Raw genomic sequence first — 18,718 nt, 5'->3', positions numbered from 1 at the left:
GAGGGGTTATTTCTTGGCCTGGCCGGTTGAGAAGTAGGTGGCCGGCGGGCAGTCGCTGGGCACCTGAGACGACTGAAGATAGGTCTTGAGGCAAGAGACGTGCTGCTCGACGCGCTGGAGTTCCTGAGGCGACAGCGTTTTCGTGACCCCATGGCCTGCCAGCGACGCCTCGTAGAACCCGAGCGCATGTGCCATGTCGCCCTGAACGAGCTGGGGTGGAAAGCCCTCGCGGGCGCGGACCTGCCCTAGCATCTTCAGATCGGCATCGGCGTGTTCGAGAAGGGCCTGCGGGCTGGGGTAGCGCCGCGCGCTTTCGCCAAACGCCTTGCTCGCGCCGGACCAGTTCCTCGCCTTCTTCTCTTTCAGGCCGAGCGAGAAAAACCACTTCGCACTCTTGTGGTCCCCCTTGGGACTGGCGCTGCCCAGCCACTGAGCGACGAACTGGGGGTTGCGCACCTCCTGCTCCGTCAGCAGGGGAGCGGCGGCCTCCTTGGGCGTGGAGGCATCTGCAACTGCCCACGCACTAGCGCACCACAGAAACGCTGCCAACAGTTTTTGCATTGCCGCTCCTGCAACGGATCAGGTATTGGTAGAGGGAGGTCCACATCGATGGATCGACGGTAATACAACCCGCGCTGACCGAACCCGGATGCAGGTAGCGATCGTTGTTGCCTCTGACCGCATGCCCCTGGCCCAAGTAGAACCACGTCTTGGCATAGCGTGACTGCGCCATGTAGCCCTCGCCCAGGCTGTGAGGGAAGTCCGGTATTTGAACCGGGTGCAGGCCGGCGGGTATCGGGTTTCGGGTGTGGGTGACCGCCTTGACCTGCCCGCCGAGGAAGGTGAGCAGCCCGCGACTCAAGCTGAATTCGAGGTTCGCCGGTGCGCGATAGCCGGGATTTCCTGCTTTGAGATGCCCCGCGATGACAGAGAAGGGGTTGCCCCGCTCCACGCCTTCTTGCACGATGAAGTGATCCCGGCCATTCTGGGACGATGTGACGTCCACCTTGGTGAACTCCGGCAAGGCCACGACGACCCCGGAAGGCTCCCGCTTGACCTTGAGCCAACCGTCCATTCCCCCGACCACATACCTGTTGTCGCTCATGGCGTTCCCCCTGGTCAAAAGCGATCGATCCCTCCAACCCTAGCAGTCATAGGCCGGATGTTGCTTGTCGCAGATCTCCCGTGATTCTTTGTCGCAGACGAAGTTCTTTGCCGGGCAGTCCAGGAACTTTCGAGACGGCTCGACGATGGCGTTGTCTTTCGCGATGCACGCGCAGAAGCCGGGGCGAAGCTTGGCCTTCTTGTCGGGGTCGAAGGCGAATTCCATTCGGCTGGACTTCAAGTTTCATGCTGGCGAGATCGGTCTTGACCTTCTCGATCTCGGCCGTCTGCTCTTTGTTGACCTGCGTGCTCTCGACGCCGTCGTCCCAGACGATCGCAACCGTGGGTGCCGTGATGGCACTGAAGGCAATGACCGCCGCCGTGATCCATTTCTTGAAGCGCCCGAAGTGCATTTCGTACTCGTAGTCGTTCACGATGGACCTCCTGAAGATCGGCGACGGTGGGCCTACGAATGGCGAAGGGAGCGTTGCATCGTCTCAGGTGCAAGGGAATCATCAAACTTGCGGATGCCCGGCCTAACGCAACATCAACGTCACGCCAGTACGCCACACCCCCCAGACGCAAAAAAGCCCGCCACGTTGCCGTGGCGGGCTCAAAAGGCCTGAGGAGACCCTGTGTTCAACCGGTCATGTGAGGGAGGTCGTCTTGCCCTCAGAAGCTGTGGCGGATGCCGAGCGCAAACTCGGTGATGTCGCGTTCGTCGGTGTTGGTCAGGCCGGCCGGCAGGCTGGAAGCCCAGCGGTTGGCGTAGCCGGCAGTGCCTTCATTCTTGAAGTGCGTAAGCGAGGTGTAGATCGCGGTGCGGCGCGAGAGGTCGAACTGGTAACCCGCGCCGAGCGCCTGGGTCTTGCCGGTGTTCACGTTCTCGGCCTTGCTCTCCACCCACTGGGCCTTCACCAGGTGCGGGCCGAAGCGGTAGTCGCCGCCGATCCAGTAGCCCTGGCCATCGGCGTCGGTGGTGTTGCGGTCGTCGACCGACACATAACCGCCGGTCAGGCGCACGGCGCCGAACGAATAGGCCGCGGCACCGGAGATCGAGCGCACGCTGAAGCCGGTGGCGTTGACCTTGTCGTCGACGAACGAGACCATCGCATCGAGCGGGCCGCTGGTGTAGCGCAACCAGGCGTCGGCGACACGGGTGTCGGTGGTGCTGCCGGTGGCTTCACCGAAGCCCCACAGCGCGCCGACCTTCACGCCGCCGAACGATGCGCTTTCCAGGCGCAGCGAGTTGTTGACACGCGCCGGGCCGCCGTTGGCCGTGGCCGAGTTGGCACTGCCGCGCACGGGCTCGTAGCCGCCGAAGCCGCCGATCACCGCGGTGCTCGGGCCGTAGACGCCGTTGGCGAATTCGCTGAAGTCACCGGACAGGGCGTAGAGGCTGCCGTACTGGCGGCCGAGCGTCACTTGGCCGAGGCTGCTGTCGGCAAGGCCGACGAAGGCCTGGCGACCCCAGAACGCGCCCTGGCCGTTGGTGCCGTCGTCGAGGTTGATGCCGTGCTCGAGCGTGAAGATGGCACGCAGGCCGCCGCCGAGGTCTTCATTTCCGCGGAAGCCCAGGCGCGAGCCGGCGAGGCCGCCGCTTTGCGCACGGGTCAGTCGGCTCGCGCCGTCGGAAAACTGCACGAAGGCGTCGGCGACGCCGTAGATGGTGACCGGTTTCGTGGGCGCTGCGGTGGTCTGGGCGGATGCCGCGGCGCTGGCAGCCAGCGCGATGGTGGTGAGAGCGAATTGTTGGAATTTGGATCGCATGCGAAAACTTCTCCAATCAGTGGGCAGACCCCCTCGCAAGGCGGGCGCGTGCAGTCAGTCGAACAGGCCACGCGGCCTCGACACCTCACGCGGCAGCCACCGACCGGCGGCTGCGTCTTGGGGCGGCATGCTAGGGAGAACCCGCGAGCCGACCAAGCTGCTGCAGCGCAACAGGTCATGTCTGATTTCGCAAGAATCTTTCGGCTTGAGTTTCAGGTCCTTGCCCTCAACGCGCGCAATGCGGTGCGTGCAGCGGCGAGGTCCCACGCCGCGGTGCCCACGCTTTTGAAGACCGCCGGCCGGCTCCGATCGGGCCCGTCGCGCAGCAGCGTGCCGAGCGATGTCACGCGCGACCAGTCGACGCCGGCGCGCAGCAGGTCGCCGGCTTCATGGCGCGCACCGAGCGGGTCGTCGGCATAGAGATCGCTGCCCTCGAGCGTGTGCTTGCCGATCTCGGCCATCTCGGGTTTGAACGCACCGACGCCGACGACCACGCGGCCCGTGCGGGGTGCTTCGTCATACACGGGCTCGGTGCTGGTGGTGAGGGTGATGACGGTGTCCACGTCTGCCGGCGCGTCGACCGGGCAGGGCGCCAGGTGGGCGTGCAGGCTGCGCGCGGTGTCGCAGAAGGTTTGCGCACCCGCCACCGTGCGGCCACGGATCCACACACGCGCCGTCGGGTGCAGCGCATTCAGTGCCTGCAGGTGCCAACGCGCCTGCGCGCCGGTGCCCACCATCAGCACCTGCTGCGGCGCGTGCCCGAGCAGCGCACGGATCGCCAGCAGCGTCACCGCCGCTGTGCGGCGCCCGGTGACCTCCGGGCCGTCGAGCAGGCACAGCGGTCGGCCGGTCTCCGCATCGCACGCCGTCACCAGGCCGTGGATCGTGGGCAGGCCGTGCTGGGCATTGGCGCGTTGCACGGTCACGAGCTTGTGGACGGCGATGTCGGGCGCGGTGGCGGGCATGCTCAGCAGCACGCCGCCCTGGCCGAAAGGCACCGCCATGCGCGGTGGGCTGAGCAGCGTGCCGGCATCGACCTCGGCCGCGGCCTGGGCGAGTGCCTCCATCAGTGATGCGAAGTCGAGCAACTGCGCGGTGCGTGCGGCATCGCAGACCAGGAGCGAAGCAGTTGTGGCAGAGGTGTTCATCGGCGGTGTCCTCGACAGACCGGGCCGGGGCCTTGTGCGCATGGTGCGCGCACTGCAGACCCGGCGGCTGGGTGAATGCTTGGCGGCTGCCAGCGGAACGGGCATCATCTGGCCTCACTCTCACCGGAATCGGCCGGGAGAGACCACTGCCGCGAAGCGGTGGCGCCGAAGGAGCAACCGCCCCGGAAACTCTCAGGCAAATGGACCGGCCGATCCCACCACACTCTGAAGAGTTGTCGGCGTCGTCTGCCGGCACACCGCAGGAGCAAGCGCGGCGCCGCCCACGGCACGCGTGAATCTCTCAGGTCCAGCACAGAGGGGGCGGGCGCCACGCAGCTTGCGAGGCGCTCCCCTCCCATGACGTCTGGAGCCTGAACATGAAATCGATCGCGATCATCGGCGGTGGCATCACCGGCGTGACCTCCGCCTACGCCCTGGCCCGCCGCGGCCTGGCGGTCACCCTCTTCGAGCGGCACCGCTATGCGGCCATGGAGACCTCGTTTGCCAATGGCGGGCAACTCTCCGCGTCCAACGCGGAGGTCTGGAACCACACCGCCACCGTGCTCAAGGGCCTGAAGTGGATGCTGAAGGGCGACGCGCCGCTGCTCGTCAACCCACGCCCGGGCTGGCACAAGCTGTCGTGGTTCGCCGAGTTCTTGGCGAACATCCCGCATTACCGGCGCAACACCATCGAGACCGCGCGCCTCGCGGTGGCCGCGCGTGAGCACCTCTTTGGGTGGGCCGAGGCCGAGCGCATCGATTTCGACCTCAGGAAGCAGGGCATCCTGCACATCTACCGCGACCGCGCGGGCTTCGAGCACGCAGGCGAGGTCTCGAAGCTGCTCGCCGCCGGCGGCCTGCCGCGGCGCGCGGTCACGCCCGTGGAGATGCGCGCGATCGAGCCGACGCTGGCCGGCGACTACTTCGGCGGCTACTACACCGAGAGCGACGCGACGGGCGACATCCACAAGTTCACCGTCGGCCTGGCGGCGGCGTGCGAGCGGCTGGGGGTGCGCTTCGTCTACGGTGCCGACGTGCGCTCCCTGCACAGCGACGGCGAGTGCGCGACGGTGCGCCGGGGCTGCGCCGACGGCAGCGTCGACGAGCAGCCGTTCGACGCCGTGCTGGTGTGTGCAGGCGTGGCGAGCCGCGGCTTCGCCTCGCAGCTCGGCGACCGCGTCAACGTCTACCCGGTCAAGGGCTACTCGATCACGGTGAACCTGCTCGACGCCGCGAGCCAGGCCGGTGCTCCGACCGTGAGCCTGCTCGACGACGCGGCCAAGCTGGTGACGAGCCGCCTGGGCGTGGACCGCTTCCGCGTGGCCGGCACGGCCGAGTTCAACGGCTTCAACCGCGACATCCGCGCCGACCGCATCAGGCCGCTGGTCGACTGGGTCAACGCCTGCTTCCCGCAGGTCAACACCCGCCAGGTGGTGCCCTGGGCCGGGCTGCGGCCGATGATGCCGGACATGCTGCCGCGGGTGGGGCGAGGGCGGAAGGCCAACGTCTTCTACAACACCGGCCACGGTCACCTGGGCTGGACGCTCTCGGCCGTCACCGCGGAGATGGTGGCGACGCTGATGCAAGGCGAGCAGCGGCGCGGCCTCGTGGCGATGCCGGCTTAGGTCAGCCTAGGCGCGCAGCCGGTAACGGTCGTCCTGTGCGATCACCCGGCCTGCGGCGATGAGTTCATCGAGGTGCTGAGAGATCGAACGCTTCTCGATCGCCTGCGCCGAGGGCCCCGGGAAGCCGGGCGGGTAGAGGAAGCCGCCGGCGGCCAGATCGTCGAGGCTTGCCGGCGCGGCGCGCAGCCGCTCGATCAGCCCTGCCTCGCGTTCGTCAAGGCGGGCCGTGTAGGCGCGCAAGGCCTCTTCGAACGCAGCGCGCTCGGTGTACACGCCCTTGTGGTGCGAGGTGATCCACACCGCGGCGTCGAGCTCGGGCAGGCGTGCCAGCGAACGCCGGAAGTCGCCGAGGTTGGAGGTGGCGTCGCCGTAGTAGGGGCCGAAGGTGGAGAGGTCGATGTCGCCGATGAAGGCGATGCCGGCCGGCTCGACCACCAGCGCGCAGTGGCCCGCGGTGTGCCCCGGCAGGTGCACGGCGCGCACGCGCACGCCGCCGCCGAGGTCCCACGCGGCGCCGTCGGCGTAGGCCAGCGCATCGGGCCGCGGAGCGTAGCTGAACTCGGTGTCGAGCTTGTGGCGAAACGCATCGAGCGCGGGCGCCGGGTAGCCGAAGTGGCGGCGCAGCCCGTCCCAGCTGCGCGCGGCCTCCACGTCGCGCTCGTGCACATGCACCGGCGCGTGGGGCAGGCGGTGCAGGCCGCACAGGTGGTCTTCGTGCACATGGCCGAGGATCACCATCTCGACCGCGTCGTCGAAGCGCGCGGGGCCGAGGCGGTTGGCGACCTTCGGCGTGTCGAACGCGACCACGGTGTCACCGCCTTCGACGATCACCTGGTTGCCATCGGGGTACTTGCCCGACTTCTCGCCGAAGTACACGGTGACGGGGCCGAAGCGGGCGCTGGGGGTGTCGGGGTGCATGGTGGTGGGATGGTCGCAGAAGCCGCCGGGAGAAGACCTCGTGGCAAGAAGTGGCAGGGCGCCACTACAGTACGTGAGGCCGATGCCTGTGTCCGTCACGTGTGTGCCACTGCCTGGATTCCGCGATGCCCACTTCCCAGAAGCCCAAGCTGCTCTCCGGCGGCAACCCGCAGATCGCCAAAGGCGAGGGCGACGCGCCGGTGCAGGCCTACATCGAGGCCATGCCCGACTGGAAGCGCGACATCGGCCGCCAGCTCGATGCGCTGATCGTGCGCAGCGTGCCCGGCGTGCGCAAAGCGGTGAAGTGGAATTCGCCGTTCTATGGCGTCGAGGGGCAGGGCTGGTTCGTCAGCTACCACTGCTTCAACAAGTATGTGAAGGTCACCTTCTTCCGCGGCACTTCGCTCGAGCCCATGCCGCCGGGTGAATCGAAGACCGCGGAAACGCGCTACCTCGACATCCGCGAAGACGGCATCCCCGACGAGAAGCAGCTCGCGTCGTGGCTGAAGCAGGCCGCCGCCATCCCTGGCTGGGACGGGGGCTCGCCGAGTGCCGGCGGCAAGGCGATGTAGCGTGGCGGGCCTCACCGGACAAGACCCGCAACTGCTGCGCCGCCTGCTGCGCGCGAAAGACCGCATGGACGCCGCCTCGCACGAGGCCTGGCCGGTCGAGCGATTGGCCGAGGTGAGTGGTGTCTCCGCGGCCCACTTCGCGCGCCAGTTCAAGAAGGCCTTCGGAACGCCGCCGCATCGCTACCTGCTCACACGGCGCATCGAGCGTGCGACGGCGCTCTTGCGCGACACCGACCAGCCCATCATCGACATCGCGTTCCAGACCGGCTGGGAAAGCCTCGGCACCTTCGGCCGCACCTTCCGCGACATCACCGGCGAGAGCCCGAGCACGGTGCGTGAGCGTGCCCGGGCCGAGCCGCAGGATTTGAGTCAGGTGCCGCACTGCGTGGTGAGCGCCGCGCAGCGACCACATCTGACGACAGCAGTTTCGGAGAAGCGCCGCCGCGAGGCCGAACCTATAACGGGAACCCTCAACAACAAGGAGCTTCCATGAACCAAGTCCAGGTGGTCGGTTTGTATGTGCATGATCAAGACGAGGCGCTCTCGTTCTACGTCGACAAGCTTGGCTTCCAGGTGCACACCGACGTGCGCAACGGCCCCTACCGCTGGCTGACGGTGCAGCACCCCGACCAGCCGGCGTTCCAGCTCGGTCTCTTCGTGCCCGGCCCGCCGGTGCATGACGACGCCACCGCGCAGACCTTGCGCGAGATGGTGGCCAAGGGTGCGATGCCGCCGCTGGTGCTCGAGGTCGACAACTGCCGCGCGGCCCACGACCGCCTGCTCGGCCAGGGCGTCGAGTTCACGCAGGCGCCGATCGAGCGCTTCGGCACGGTCGACGCCGGCTTTCGCGATCCCTCGGGCAACGGCTGGAAGATGATCCAGTCGCGCCGCTGAGGGCGGCATGTGTGTTCTAGGCCTCCATGGAGACGCAGGCATGGCAACGGTGAAGAAGACTGCAGCGGCCCTCGGCCATGACGAGGCCGCGCACCACATCGACCGGCGCATTGCCGAGCTGGGCGGCTGGCGCGGCGAGACGCTGTCGCAGATCCGCGCCCTGATCAAGGAGGCGGTGCCCGACGTGGTGGAAGAGTGGAAGTGGAACAACCCGGTGTGGTCCTCCAACGGCATCCTGTGCACCGGCGAGAGCTACAAGGCCGCGGTGAAGACCACCTTCGCGAGAGGCGCCTCGGTGCCCGACCCGGCCGGCCTCTTCAATGCCAGCCTCGACGGCAACGTGCGCCGCGCGATCGACTTCCGCGAGGGCGACACGCTCGACAAGAAGGCGCTGAAGGCGCTCTTCAAGGCGGCGGCCGAGGTCAACAAGGCCGCGGCCAGGAAATAGCTCAGGCCATCCGGCCCTTCTGGCTGAAGAGCGGCGAGCTCGCGCTGGCCATCGCGAGCTCGCCGGCCGCGTCCACCAGCGCGCGGCCCAGCGCCTCCATGCGCGCAGGCGTGAGCCGCAGCAGCGGCCCCGCGATGGTGATCACGCCGATCGCCTCCTGCCCACGCCGGCGCACCGGCGCGGCCATCGCCGACATGCCCGGCGCGTACATCTCGACGATGGTGCTGAAGCCGCGCTTGCGGTCTTCGTCGAGCACCTTCCACAAGGCCTTGAAGGTGGTCGGCGCTTTGGGTCCAAATTCTTTTGGCGATCCGAAGCCTTGCAGCGACACGAGTGCGGCGGCGCGCTCTTCGGTGAGGGTCATCAGCCAGGCATGGCCGCCGGCGCTGCAGGAGAGGCGCACGTCGATGCCCATGTCGGGGTCGTAGCGCAGGCCGGTGCGCGCGCCTTGGGCCTTGGCGACGAAGGTGAGACGGTTGCCATCGACGAGGGCGAGTCGCACCAGCTCGCCGCTCAGCTCGGCGAGGCGGTCGATGATGGGCTGCGCGATGTCGACCACGCCCGCGCCGCCGAGAAAGGCGAGGCCCATCGCCGGCAGCTTGGTGGTGAGGGCGTAGTCACCCCGCTCGCTTACCTGCCGCACGTAGCCGCAGCGGACCATGTCGGCGAGCAGACGATGGCAGGCGCTCCGCGGCAGCGCCAGCTCGTCGGCCATCGACGCGAGCGCCAGGCCCTGCGGTTGCTGCGACAGCAGCTCGAGGATGCGGAAGGCCCGCTCCAGTGTGCCAGTGGGAGGCGAGGCGCTTTCGTTGCTGATCAAGGTGCTTCTCACGATTCGGAATGAAATTCCAGCCTGGAATGGCGTTCAGCCGTGGCCTCGATCATGCCGCTCATCGGCCCCGGCGAGGGCCTTGTTCACAGGAGACACCGCTCGTGAAACGCCTCATCTCGTTGGTTGCACTCGCGCTCGCGCTTGGGCCGGCCATTGCGCAAGACATCCAGGACCGCACGATCAAGTTCGGCCACCTCAACAACCCCGACCACCCGGTGAGCCTGGGCACCAAGCGCTTCGCCGAACTCGTGGCCGCGAAAAGCGGCGGCAAGCTGAAGGTGCAGGAGTTCCCGTCGTCCCAGCTCGGCAACGAGCTGCAGCAGCAATCGGCGCTGCAGGGCGGCGTGCAGGAGATGACGGCCCCGGCGACGACCTCGCTCGCTGGCATCGTGAAGGAGTTCGGTCTCATCGACTTCCCCTTCGCCGTGGGCAGCTATGCGCAGGCCGATGCCCTGCTCGACGGTCCGTTCGGTCAGGCGCTGCTGGCCCGGCTGCCCGAGAAGGGCCTCGTGAGCCTAGGCTACTGGGACCTCGGTTTCCGAAACGTGACCAACAGCCGCCGGCCGATCACCAAGGCAGAAGACCTGGAAGGCCTGAAGCTGCGCGTGATCCCCAACCCGGTTTTCCTCGACACCTTCAAGGCCTTCAAGGCCAACCCGGTGCCGATGCCGTTTGCCGAGCTGTACGGTGCGCTCGAGGCCAAGGCGGTCGACGGACAGGAGAACCCGTTGGCAGTGATCCTGTCGAACAAGTTCTTCGAGGTGAACAAGTACGTGAGCGCGACGCAGCATGTGTACGCGGCCAACATCCTGCTCGTGAGCAAGAAGTTCTGGGACAAGCTCTCGCCCACCGAGCAGAAGATCCTGCACGACGCGGCCAACGAAGCGCGCAGCTACCAGCGCCAGGCGAGCCGCGCCGCCGCGCAGAAGGCGGTGAGCGAGTTGCAGGCCAAGGGCATGCAATACAACGAGGTGAGTGCCGCCGAACGCGCCCGCATGAGCGCCATCGCCAAGCCGGTGACCGAGCGCTTCGCCGCGAGCTACGACCCGGTCATCGTCAAGCTCTACCAGGCCGAGCTCGCGAAAGTGGTGAAGCCATGAGCACGCGCCCGAAGATCCTGGTCCTGCACGGCCCCAACCTCAACCTCTTTGGCCGCCGCGAGCCGCACATCTACGGCACCACCACGCTGGCCGAGATCAACGAGAAGCTCATGGCACTGGCGCGCGAGCTGGAGGTCGAGATCGAGACCTTCCAGTCGAACCACGAAGGCGCGCTCATCGACAAGTTCCACGAGAACATCGACCGCGCGGCTGGTGCGCTCGTGAACCCCGCCGGCCTCACGCAGCATGGCGTGCCGCTGCACGACGCGATCAAGGCCATGCCGTTCCCGGTGATCGAGGTGCACATGTCGAACATCGCGGCGCGCGAGGCGTGGCGGGCGCACTCCATCATCTCGCCCGCCGTCAAGGGCACGGTGCAGGGGTTGGGCTGGCGGTCTTACACCGCGGCCTTGCGCACGATGGCCGAGTGGGCGAAGGAAGCGAAAGCGGGCTGATGGGGGTGGCAAGCGTGGGCGGGCCGAGCGCTGGGCCGCTCACAAGCTGGCCCGCGATCCCGGCGGGGGATCGTCCGCGCACCCGCGGGCGAGGGGCTCCACGCTTAAACTGCCGGAATGAACGAACCAGTACAGCGTGCGCGTGTCGTTGCCAAGCGTGCGGGAGGGGCCGCCCGCAAGGAGCCGACCCGCACCAACGACCCCGAGCGCACCAAGGCCAACATCCTCGAAGTGGCCGAGGCCGAGTTCGGCGAGAAGGGCCTGGCGGGTGCACGCATCGACGAGATCGCCGCGGCGACCAACACGTCCAAGCGGATGATCTATTACTACTTCGGCAGCAAGGAGGGGCTCTACCTCGCCGTGCTCGAAGAGGCCTACCGCCGCGTGCGCGACGTCGAGGCCGAACTGCACCTTCAAGACCTGGAACCGGAAGAAGGCTTGCGCCGCCTGGTCGCCTTCACCTTCGACCACCACCTGCACCACGAAAGCTACATCCGCCTGGTGATGTCGGAAAACATCCACCGCGGCGAATACCTCGCGCAAAGCCCGCGCATCCAGGAGCTTCAACGTGCCGGCGATTGCGGCGATCAAGAACCTCTACGAACGAGGCGTGAAGGCCGGCATCTTCCGCCGCGGCCTGAACCCGATCGACATCCACGCGTCGATCTCGGCGCTGAGCTTCTTCAACGTCTCCAACCGCCATACCTTCAGCCTCATCTTCAAGCTCGACATGACGTCCCCGGCCTACATCGCCGAGCGGCGCGAGAACGTGGTCGAGATGATCGTGCGCTTCGTGCGCAAAGGCTGAGTCCCGCTTTCCCCCGCTCTTGTCTTGCCACCGCGCCGGGCGGAGGCTTAGGTGTTTTCACCGAGATTAAAACTAACCAGTTCGTACAAAACTCGCTGCCGGAGACAACGAATGCTCGACAGATCGATCGACGGGATGTGCCGCCTCTTCGGCATGCTGATGGTGGCCTGCCTCGCGCTGATGGTGCTGATGGTGTTCGGCAATGTCGTGCTGCGCTATGGCTTCAACTCGGGCATCACCGCGTCGGAGGAGTTGTCGCGCTGGCTCTTCGTCTGGATGACCTTCCTCGGCGCCATCGTGGCGGTGCGCCGGCACGCGCACCTGGGGACCGACGCGCTGGTGTCGCGCCTGCCGCTCGTCGGCAAGAAGATCTGCTTCGTGGCCGCCCATGGGCTGATGCTCTACATCTGCTGGCTGATGGGTCGAGGCGCCTGGCAGCAGACGGTGATCAACCTCGAAACCACCAGCGCGGTGATGCAGCTGCCGATGGCCTGGCTCTACGCAAGCGGCGTGGTCTTCGCGGTGCTGGCGGGGGCGTTCATCTTCATCGAGCTGCTGCGATTCCTGTCGGGCCGCCTGCCCGATGCCGAGCTGATCGGCGTGGTCGAGTCCGACGACATGCCGCATGGCAACCCTTCTGAGACGGGGCAGCCATGACGATCGCGATCTTCCTCGGCGCCCTGCTGGGCGCGATGGCCCTCGGCGTGCCGATCTCGTTCTCGCTGCTGGTGTGCGGCGTCGCGCTGATGTGGCACCTGGGCATGTTCGACCCGCAGATCCTCGCGCAGAACACCATCGAAGGCGCCAACAGTTTCCCGCTGCTCGCCGTGCCCTTCTTCATGCTGGCCGGCGAGATCATGAACGCGGGCGGGTTGTCTCGACGCATCGTCAACTTCGCGATGACGCTCGTGGGCCACGTGCGCGGCGGACTGGGCTACGTCGGCATCATGGCCGCGATCATCATGGCGGCGCTCTCGGGTTCGGCCGTGGCCGATGCCGCCGCGCTGGCCGCCCTGCTGCTGCCGATGATGAACCGCGCCGGCTACGACACGGCGCGGTCATCGGGCCTGCTCGCCTCGGCCAGCATCATTGCGCCGATCATCCCGCCGAGCATCGCATTCGTGGTCTTCGGCGTGGCGGCGAATGTGTCGATCTCCAAGCTCTTCATGGCCGGCATCGCGCCGGGCCTGATGCTGGGAGCGGCGCTCTGGGTCACCTGGTGGGTGCTGGTGCGCAAGGAAAAGATCGAGGCCGCGCCGCGCGCCAGCCGCCGCGAGGTGCTGGTGGCCCTGCGCGACGCGACCTTCGCGCTGGTGCTGCCGGCGATCGTGATCGTGGGCCTCAAATTCGGCGTGTTCACGCCCACCGAGGCGGCGGTGGTGGCGGCGGTCTATGCGCTCTTCGTGTCGACCGTGGTCTACCGGGAGCTCAAGCTGTCGCAGCTCTACGGCCTCTTCCTCGCCGCCGCGCAAACCACGGCGGTGATCATGTTCCTCGTTGCTGCGGCCATGGTCTCGGCCTGGATGGTCACCGTGGCCAACCTGCCCGCCGAACTGACCGCGCTGCTCAAGCCGCTGCTCGACCAGCCCACGCTGCTGCTGATCATGCTGATGGTGATCACGATGCTCGTGGGCACGGCGATGGACATGACGCCCACCATCCTCATCCTCACGCCGGTCTTCATGCCGCTCGTGAAGGCCGCCGGCATCGACCCGGTGTACTTCGGCGTGCTCTTCATCATCAACAACGCCATCGGCCTCATCACGCCCCCCGTGGGCACCGTGCTCAGCACCGTGGCCGGCGTCGGCAAAGTCAGCATGGACCAGGTCACGCGCGGCGTGTGGCCCTTCATGCTGGCGCAGTTCGCCGTGATGTTCCTGCTGGTCTTCTTCCCTTCGCTCGTGACCGTGCCCGCCCGCTGGTTCTACGGTTGACGCCTTCCATTCCACAACGGAGACACCCCACCATGAAACGCATCTTCCTCAAGAGCCTGCTGGCCCTGACCGCCGTGGCCGCGATCGGCAGCGCCCATGCCCAGACCCGCACGATCAAGTTCGCCAACCAGAATGCCAAGGGCCACCCCATCGTGCAGGGCATGGAGAAGTTCGCCGAGATCGTGGAGGCCAAGTCCGGCGGCAAGCTCAAGGTCAACGTGTTCCCGGGTGGCGCGCTCGGCAGCGACCAGGCCAACCTCTCGGCGCTGCAAGGCGGCACGCTGGAGATGGCCTCGATGAACTCGGGCATCTTCGCGAGCATCGTGAAGGACTTCGCGGTCTACGACTTCCCCTTCCTTTTCTCCAACCCCAAGGAAGTGGCGGCGGTGGTCGATGGCCCGGTCGGTCAGGCGCTGCATGCCAAGCTGGAAGAAAAAGGCCTCGTCGGCCTCGCGTACTACGAACTGGGCTTTCGCCAGATCACCAACAGCAAGCGCCCCATCACCAAGGTCGATGACATCGCGGGCCTGAAGCTGCGCGTGATCCCCAACCCGATCAACATCGACTGGGTGAACGCGCTCGGCGCGAACCCGACACCGCTGCCCTTCCCGGAGCTCTATGCCGCGCTGGAGCAAAAGGCGGTCGACGGCCAGGAGAACCCGGTCGCCACCATCCAGGGCGCCAAGCTCTTCGAGGTGCAGAAGTACATGACGCTCACCAACCACCAGTACAACCCGCAGTCGGTGGTGGTGAGCAAGAAGTTCTGGGACTCGCTCTCGGCGGCCGAGCGCAAGATCGTGCAAGACGCGGCACTCGAGTCGGCGAAGTTCCAGCGCGAGCAGTCGCGCTCGGCGGCGGCCGGCATCCTCGAGGCGCTGAAGAAAGCCGGCATGCAGGTGAGCGAGTTGCCGCCGGCCGAGATGGCCAAGCTGCGCGACAAGATCAAGCCGGTGATCGCCAAGCACACCGCGAGCGTGGGCGAGGCGACGGTGAAGGCCGTGCTGGCCGACATCGAGGCCGCGCGCAAGTAAGCCGCCCCTCCACCAGCTCATCGCGGAGCCCTCCATCGTGATCGACGGCAGCACCGAGGTCATCGCGCACCTCGGCTTTCCCACGCACGCCTTCAAGGCGCCGCTGGTCTACAACCCGTACTTCGCCTCGGCCGGCATCAACGCGGTCGTGGTGCCGATGGGCTGCCGGCCCGAGGCGTTCGAGGCCGCGCTCCGAGGTCTCTTCCAGTTGGAGAACCTGCGCGGCGCGCTCATCACCATGCCGCACAAGGTGAGCGTGGTCGATCTGCTCGACGAGGCGACCCCGAGTGTGCGTGTGGCCGGTGCCTGCAATGCGGTGAAGCGGAGCGCCGACGGCCGCCTGATCGGCGACCAGTTCGACGGTACCGGCTTCGTGCGCGGCATCGAGCGCAAAGGCCTGGTGCTGCGCGGCGCGCGGGCGCTGGTGGTGGGCTGCGGCGGTGTCGGCTCGGCGATTGCCGCGTCGCTGGCCGCGGCGCAGGTCTCTCACATCGCACTCTTCGACCTGCACGCCGCTTCGGCCGATGAGCTCGCGCAGCGCCTGCACACCCACTTCCCCTCGGTCGAGGTGAGCACCGGTCGCAACGACCCCGAAGGCTTCAGCCTCGTCGTCAACGCCACGCCGCTCGGCATGAACGCGGGCGACCCGTTGCCGCTGGAGGTGTCGCGCCTCGCACCGGGCACCTTCGTCGGCGAAGTGGTGATGAAGACCGAGATGACCGCCTTCCTGCAGGCCGCGAAGGCGCGCGGCTGCCGGGTGCAGGTGGGCAGCGACATGCTGTTCGAGATGATCCCGCCCTACCTCGAGTTCTTCGGCTTCCCGACGACGACGCCTGAGCACCTCAGGTCGCTCGCCCGTCTGCAGTACTAGGAGGTTTCATGAGCGACCTGCTTCTGGACCCCGTTCGTGCACGCGAGCCCGTGCAGGCCTCGTTCAGCGACGAGCACAACCCACTCGGGCTGAACGGCATCGAGTTCGTCGAATACGCCACCTCCGCGCCGCAGGCCTTGGGCCAGGTGCTGGAGATGATGGGCTTTCGGCCGGTTGCTCGGCACCGCTCGCGCGAGGTGATGCTGTACCGCCAGGGCGGCCTCAACATCGTCGTCAACGCCCACCCCGCGGCCGGACCGGAGGCGCCGTCGACGGCGCCTTCGACGCCCACCATCAGCGCCATCGCGCTGCGCGTGCGCAACGCCAACGAGGTGCACCGCCATGTGCTCGACCGCGGCGGCTGGGATGCACCGGCGCACCCGCAGGCGATGGAGCTCAACATTCCCGCGATCCACGGCGTCGGCGGCAGCCGCATCCACTTCGTCGACCGCTACCGCGAGTTCTCGATCTACGACGTGGACTTCGTGCCGATCACGGCCGCCGACCAGCAGCCGCCGGGCATCCCCGGCCTGCACATCTTCGGCGTCGTGCAGTACATCGGCGTGGGCCGCAGCAGCGACTGGATCGAGTTCTACGCCGAGCTGCTGGGCACCACCTTGATCCCCGACGAGCAGCGCTTCGGCATCCTGCCGGCGGGCAAGTTGCTGCAGGCCCCGGCCACCGAGCCGGCCAACGGCTTCATGCTGCAACTGGTGGAGCCGCCGCTCGATGCGGAGTCGGCCACCGAGCAGTTCCAGCGCATCGGCCTGGGGGTGCCCGACGTGCTGGCGGCGGTGCGCAGCCTGCGCGCGCTCGGCATGGAGTTCGTCGAGAGCGATGCGGCGCACACCGAGCGGCGTGGCGCGCTGACGAAGACCTACCTCGGCGGCGTGGCCTTCGAGCTGGTGCAAAGCGGGGCCGCATCATGAGCACCCAGGGCTTCGGCATGGACACCATCAGCCTTGCCGGCCCGCTTGAAGCCAAGCTCGACGCGATGCGCAGGGCCGGCTTCGACCAGGTGATGCTCAAGGCCAATGACCTCGTCGGCCATCCGCAAGGCTGGCGGGCTGCCGTGGCCGCGGTGAAGGCGAGCGGCCTGCGCGGTACCGGCTTCCAGGTGCTGCGCGACTTCGAAGGCCTTTCGGGCCACCTGCACCACTACAAGCTCGACATCGCGAAGACCATGCTCGAGATGTGCGCCGCGCTCGGCTGCGACGTGCTGCTCGCGTGTTCGTCGACTTCGACCCATGCGAGCGCCGACCTCGACCACATCGCCCGCGACCTGCGCAAGCTCGCCATGCTCGCCATCCCGCACGGCATTCGCATCGCCTACGAAGGCCTGTCATGGGGCCGCACGGTCAACGAATACACCACCGCGTGGGACGTGGTCTGCCGCGCCGACTGCCCCAACCTCGGCTTGTGCTTCGACTCCTTCCACGCCCTCGCCGCGAAGACGCCGCTTGACGGCATCGACGAGATCGACCCGCAGAAGATCTTCCTCGTGCAGCTGTCCGACTTCATGTGGCAGGAGACACGCACCTTCGAGGAACGCATGGCGACCGCGCGCACCTTTCGCGTCTTCCCCGGCGAAGGCGTTCACACCGCGCAGGTGGTCGAGATGGTGCGCCGGCTCGACGCACTCGGCTACGCCGGTGACTACAGCTTCGAAGTGTTCAACGACGACTATGTGCAGATGCCGCTGCCGATGGTGTGCGAGCGCGCGCGGCGCTCGGCCCAGTGGCTGGCCGACGACGTGCTGAGGCGTGCCGCGCCGCAGCCCAACCAGCTTCGCCTGCGGCGAGCACACGGCTGAGGTTCGTCCACCCACAGGCATCACGCACTTCCTTCCACCACCCCGGGCGACATGGTCCCAGCGCCCGGGCAGGGCGTTCTCACGCCTGCGTTTTCTCAACACGGGCCACATGCATTCACGAGGAGACCCCATGACCCCTGCTCTCAAACCCACCTTGATCGCCGCCGCTGCGCTGCTCGCGGCCTGCACCGCCCAGGCCCAGTCGAGCGTCGTGCTCTATGGCCTGATCGATTTGGCCGTCGACCACTACAAGGCCGGCAGCGCCTCTGGCGCCGGCAACGTGTGGAAGTTGAACGACGGCGTCGTCAACGGCCTCAACGGCTCGCGCTGGGGCGTGCGCGTGAGCGAAGACCTCGGCGGCGGCCTCAAGGCCAACGCCGTGCTCGAGAGCGGCCTCAGCGCCGACACCGGCGCCCTCGGCCAGGGCGGCCTCGCCTTCGGCCGCCAGGTGTTCGTCGGCTTCTCCCAGGCCTCGCTCGGCGAGCTGCGCGTGGGCCGCCAGTACATCCTCTCCGACTCGGTGATGGGCATGACCAACCCCTACGGCAACGCCTCGGTGGCCAACCCCGGCACCGCCAGCACCAACGCCGGGCGCAACCTGCCGCTGTGGCTGAACGCCCCGCGCGCCAACAACGTGGTGCAACTGGCCACGCCCAACCTCGGCGGCTTCACCGGCAGCGTGCAGATCGCCCCCGGCGAAGGCACGGCCGACCGCTTCCACGGCGTCAAGCTCGGCTTCGGCAGCGGCGCGCTCAACATCGCTGCCTCCTACGAGTGGAACGAGTCGCGCACCACCGGGGCCGACGTCAACAAGTCCTTCACCTTCGGCGCCAACTACAACTTCGGGCCGCTGAAGCTCCTGGGCGGCCTCCAGATGAACCAGGACCTGGCGCTCGGCTCGGGCAACGGTGCCTTCACCGGCGCCAACCTGATCGTCACCCACGCCGGCCCGAGCTTCACCGCCGACGAGATCAACGGCTACACGCTGGGCGTGCAGGTGCCGGTGGACCGCTTCACCTTCGGGGCCAATTACACCGGCGTGAAGTACGAGAACGCCGCCGGCGCCAACGCCACGCTCGGCAAGGCGGCGCTCATGGGCTGGTACACCCTGTCCAAGAGCACGTTTCTCTATTCCGGCCTATCGTTCTCCACCGGTGACCTGAAGGACTACATCGCCGAAAACCGCGTCTTCCAGGCCGGCATCCGCATGGCCTGGTGATTCGCACCGGGCGCGGCACGCTGCAAGAATGCAGCGTGTCTTCCCCGATCCGCCCCCACGCGTCTCCCGACATCCTGGCCCTGGTCAGCGCGGGAGACGCGGTGGCAAGAGTCGCTGCTCGCCGCCTGGCGCGGCCTTGCCTCCTACGCGGCGACATGAATCCCGCCGTGGCATAA

The 18,718-nt window shown here is 67.4% G+C and carries 21 protein-coding genes, 1 pseudogene and 1 riboswitch; of the genes and pseudogenes, 15 read left to right on the top strand and 7 right to left on the bottom strand.

Annotation, left to right across the window (positions count from 1 at the left end; translation table 11 throughout):
* Positions 1–6: 6 nt before the first annotated feature.
* The 5 genes from LRS03_RS14690 to lhpI all read right to left on the bottom strand — a co-directional run bounded on the left by LRS03_RS14690 (position 7) and on the right by lhpI (position 4,022).
* The gene (locus tag LRS03_RS14690) at positions 7–561 is read right to left on the bottom strand and encodes a hypothetical protein (RefSeq protein ID WP_257826303.1); all 555 of its coding nucleotides are present in this window, start codon (positions 559–561) and stop codon (positions 7–9) included.
* On the bottom strand, positions 524–1,105 hold the full coding sequence (locus LRS03_RS14685) for a hypothetical protein (RefSeq protein WP_257826301.1): 582 nt from the start codon (positions 1,103–1,105) through the stop codon (positions 524–526). Before LRS03_RS14685 ends, LRS03_RS14690 begins: the two co-directional genes overlap by 38 nt.
* A gap of 46 nt (positions 1,106–1,151) precedes the next feature.
* The gene (locus LRS03_RS14680) at positions 1,152–1,538 is read right to left on the bottom strand and encodes a hypothetical protein (RefSeq protein WP_257826299.1); all 387 of its coding nucleotides are present in this window, start codon (positions 1,536–1,538) and stop codon (positions 1,152–1,154) included.
* A 238-nt stretch (positions 1,539–1,776) separates the two neighbouring features.
* Positions 1,777–2,874, bottom strand: coding sequence for a porin (locus LRS03_RS14675; RefSeq protein WP_257826298.1), 1,098 nt, complete (start codon positions 2,872–2,874; stop codon positions 1,777–1,779).
* Positions 2,875–3,086: 212 nt separating this feature from the next.
* The gene (gene lhpI / locus LRS03_RS14670; protein ID WP_257826297.1) at positions 3,087–4,022 is read right to left on the bottom strand and encodes a bifunctional Delta(1)-pyrroline-2-carboxylate/Delta(1)-piperideine-2-carboxylate reductase; all 936 of its coding nucleotides are present in this window, start codon (positions 4,020–4,022) and stop codon (positions 3,087–3,089) included.
* Between the two features lie 124 nt (positions 4,023–4,146).
* Positions 4,147–4,240: riboswitch (glycine riboswitch) on the top strand.
* Between the two features lie 159 nt (positions 4,241–4,399).
* Here lhpI and LRS03_RS14665 point away from each other — a divergent pair.
* Positions 4,400–5,647 (top strand): D-amino acid dehydrogenase, encoded by a 1,248-nt coding sequence (locus LRS03_RS14665; protein ID WP_257826296.1) that lies wholly within the window; start codon positions 4,400–4,402, stop codon positions 5,645–5,647.
* 6 nt (positions 5,648–5,653) lie between these two features.
* Here the strand turns inward: LRS03_RS14665 and LRS03_RS14660 are convergent, their stop codons facing one another.
* Positions 5,654–6,565, bottom strand: coding sequence for an MBL fold metallo-hydrolase (locus LRS03_RS14660; protein WP_257826295.1), 912 nt, complete (start codon positions 6,563–6,565; stop codon positions 5,654–5,656).
* A 125-nt stretch (positions 6,566–6,690) separates the two neighbouring features.
* Here LRS03_RS14660 and LRS03_RS14655 point away from each other — a divergent pair, with 125 nt between their 5' ends.
* The 4 genes from LRS03_RS14655 to LRS03_RS14640 are packed head-to-tail and all read left to right on the top strand — an operon-like array spanning position 6,691 to position 8,479.
* A complete protein-coding gene (locus tag LRS03_RS14655) occupies positions 6,691–7,137 on the top strand; it encodes a DUF1801 domain-containing protein (RefSeq protein ID WP_257826294.1) in 447 nt (148 codons plus the stop codon).
* A gap of 1 nt (position 7,138) precedes the next feature.
* Positions 7,139–7,630, top strand: a complete 492-nt coding sequence (locus LRS03_RS14650; protein ID WP_257826292.1) for a helix-turn-helix domain-containing protein — start codon at positions 7,139–7,141, stop codon at positions 7,628–7,630.
* Positions 7,627–8,031, top strand: a complete 405-nt coding sequence (locus tag LRS03_RS14645) for a VOC family protein (protein ID WP_257826291.1) — start codon at positions 7,627–7,629, stop codon at positions 8,029–8,031. Before LRS03_RS14650 ends, LRS03_RS14645 begins: the two co-directional genes overlap by 4 nt.
* A gap of 40 nt (positions 8,032–8,071) precedes the next feature.
* Positions 8,072–8,479: a DUF1801 domain-containing protein gene (locus LRS03_RS14640; protein ID WP_257826289.1), complete on the top strand. Its 408-nt coding sequence runs from the start codon at positions 8,072–8,074 to the stop codon at positions 8,477–8,479.
* A gap of 1 nt (position 8,480) precedes the next feature.
* Here LRS03_RS14640 and LRS03_RS14635 read toward each other — a convergent pair whose 3' ends face one another.
* Positions 8,481–9,299 (bottom strand): IclR family transcriptional regulator, encoded by an 819-nt coding sequence (locus LRS03_RS14635; RefSeq protein WP_374685062.1) that lies wholly within the window; start codon positions 9,297–9,299, stop codon positions 8,481–8,483.
* A 113-nt stretch (positions 9,300–9,412) separates the two neighbouring features.
* Between LRS03_RS14635 and LRS03_RS14630 the strand changes: the two genes are divergently transcribed.
* From LRS03_RS14630 to LRS03_RS14585, 10 genes and pseudogenes are all read left to right on the top strand, one after another.
* The gene (locus LRS03_RS14630; RefSeq protein ID WP_257826287.1) at positions 9,413–10,411 is read left to right on the top strand and encodes a TRAP transporter substrate-binding protein; all 999 of its coding nucleotides are present in this window, start codon (positions 9,413–9,415) and stop codon (positions 10,409–10,411) included.
* Positions 10,408–10,866: a type II 3-dehydroquinate dehydratase gene (locus tag LRS03_RS14625; RefSeq protein ID WP_257826286.1), complete on the top strand. Its 459-nt coding sequence runs from the start codon at positions 10,408–10,410 to the stop codon at positions 10,864–10,866. The genes LRS03_RS14630 and LRS03_RS14625 overlap by 4 nt, the downstream gene beginning before the upstream one ends.
* Positions 10,867–10,983: 117 nt before the next feature.
* Positions 10,984–11,674 (top strand): annotated as a pseudogene (locus LRS03_RS14620) (TetR/AcrR family transcriptional regulator).
* 111 nt (positions 11,675–11,785) lie between these two features.
* Positions 11,786–12,331, top strand: coding sequence for a TRAP transporter small permease (locus tag LRS03_RS14615; protein ID WP_257826285.1), 546 nt, complete (start codon positions 11,786–11,788; stop codon positions 12,329–12,331).
* The gene (locus LRS03_RS14610; protein ID WP_257826283.1) at positions 12,328–13,608 is read left to right on the top strand and encodes a TRAP transporter large permease subunit; all 1,281 of its coding nucleotides are present in this window, start codon (positions 12,328–12,330) and stop codon (positions 13,606–13,608) included. The genes LRS03_RS14615 and LRS03_RS14610 overlap by 4 nt, the downstream gene beginning before the upstream one ends.
* A 32-nt stretch (positions 13,609–13,640) precedes the next feature.
* Positions 13,641–14,639: a TRAP transporter substrate-binding protein gene (locus tag LRS03_RS14605; RefSeq protein ID WP_257826282.1), complete on the top strand. Its 999-nt coding sequence runs from the start codon at positions 13,641–13,643 to the stop codon at positions 14,637–14,639.
* Between the two features lie 37 nt (positions 14,640–14,676).
* Positions 14,677–15,510: a shikimate dehydrogenase family protein gene (locus tag LRS03_RS14600; protein ID WP_257826280.1), complete on the top strand. Its 834-nt coding sequence runs from the start codon at positions 14,677–14,679 to the stop codon at positions 15,508–15,510.
* A gap of 8 nt (positions 15,511–15,518) precedes the next feature.
* Positions 15,519–16,439, top strand: a complete 921-nt coding sequence (locus tag LRS03_RS14595; RefSeq protein WP_257826279.1) for a VOC family protein — start codon at positions 15,519–15,521, stop codon at positions 16,437–16,439.
* Positions 16,436–17,323: a sugar phosphate isomerase/epimerase family protein gene (locus LRS03_RS14590; RefSeq protein WP_257826278.1), complete on the top strand. Its 888-nt coding sequence runs from the start codon at positions 16,436–16,438 to the stop codon at positions 17,321–17,323. The genes LRS03_RS14595 and LRS03_RS14590 overlap by 4 nt, the downstream gene beginning before the upstream one ends.
* Positions 17,324–17,453: 130 nt before the next feature.
* Entirely contained in the window at positions 17,454–18,542 is a 1,089-nt protein-coding gene (locus tag LRS03_RS14585) for a porin (RefSeq protein ID WP_257826277.1), read from the top strand.
* Positions 18,543–18,718: the final 176 nt, after the last annotated feature.

It is taken from the genome of Rhizobacter sp. J219 (assembly GCF_024700055.1).
Taxonomy (GTDB): domain Bacteria; phylum Pseudomonadota; class Gammaproteobacteria; order Burkholderiales; family Burkholderiaceae_C; genus Rhizobacter.
This window is presented reverse-complemented; position numbering and strand designations above follow the sequence as displayed.

What these genes read in the sequence shown, in the direction of transcription:
- LRS03_RS14690 (WP_257826303.1), bottom strand. Translation starts at nt 561, where the DNA reads ATGCAAAAACTGTTGGCAGCGTTTCTGTGGTGCGCTAGTGCGTGGGCA.
- LRS03_RS14685 (WP_257826301.1), bottom strand. Translation starts at nt 1,105, where the DNA reads ATGAGCGACAACAGGTATGTGGTCGGGGGAATGGACGGTTGGCTCAAG.
- LRS03_RS14675 (WP_257826298.1), bottom strand. Translation starts at nt 2,874, where the DNA reads ATGCGATCCAAATTCCAACAATTCGCTCTCACCACCATCGCGCTGGCT.
- lhpI (WP_257826297.1), bottom strand. Translation starts at nt 4,022, where the DNA reads ATGAACACCTCTGCCACAACTGCTTCGCTCCTGGTCTGCGATGCCGCA.
- LRS03_RS14665 (WP_257826296.1), top strand. Translation starts at nt 4,400, where the DNA reads ATGAAATCGATCGCGATCATCGGCGGTGGCATCACCGGCGTGACCTCC.
- LRS03_RS14660 (WP_257826295.1), bottom strand. Translation starts at nt 6,565, where the DNA reads ATGCACCCCGACACCCCCAGCGCCCGCTTCGGCCCCGTCACCGTGTAC.
- LRS03_RS14655 (WP_257826294.1), top strand. Translation starts at nt 6,691, where the DNA reads ATGCCCACTTCCCAGAAGCCCAAGCTGCTCTCCGGCGGCAACCCGCAG.
- LRS03_RS14645 (WP_257826291.1), top strand. Translation starts at nt 7,627, where the DNA reads ATGAACCAAGTCCAGGTGGTCGGTTTGTATGTGCATGATCAAGACGAG.
- LRS03_RS14640 (WP_257826289.1), top strand. Translation starts at nt 8,072, where the DNA reads ATGGCAACGGTGAAGAAGACTGCAGCGGCCCTCGGCCATGACGAGGCC.
- LRS03_RS14625 (WP_257826286.1), top strand. Translation starts at nt 10,408, where the DNA reads ATGAGCACGCGCCCGAAGATCCTGGTCCTGCACGGCCCCAACCTCAAC.
- LRS03_RS14615 (WP_257826285.1), top strand. Translation starts at nt 11,786, where the DNA reads ATGCTCGACAGATCGATCGACGGGATGTGCCGCCTCTTCGGCATGCTG.
- LRS03_RS14610 (WP_257826283.1), top strand. Translation starts at nt 12,328, where the DNA reads ATGACGATCGCGATCTTCCTCGGCGCCCTGCTGGGCGCGATGGCCCTC.
- LRS03_RS14605 (WP_257826282.1), top strand. Translation starts at nt 13,641, where the DNA reads ATGAAACGCATCTTCCTCAAGAGCCTGCTGGCCCTGACCGCCGTGGCC.
- LRS03_RS14595 (WP_257826279.1), top strand. Translation starts at nt 15,519, where the DNA reads ATGAGCGACCTGCTTCTGGACCCCGTTCGTGCACGCGAGCCCGTGCAG.
- LRS03_RS14590 (WP_257826278.1), top strand. Translation starts at nt 16,436, where the DNA reads ATGAGCACCCAGGGCTTCGGCATGGACACCATCAGCCTTGCCGGCCCG.
- LRS03_RS14585 (WP_257826277.1), top strand. Translation starts at nt 17,454, where the DNA reads ATGACCCCTGCTCTCAAACCCACCTTGATCGCCGCCGCTGCGCTGCTC.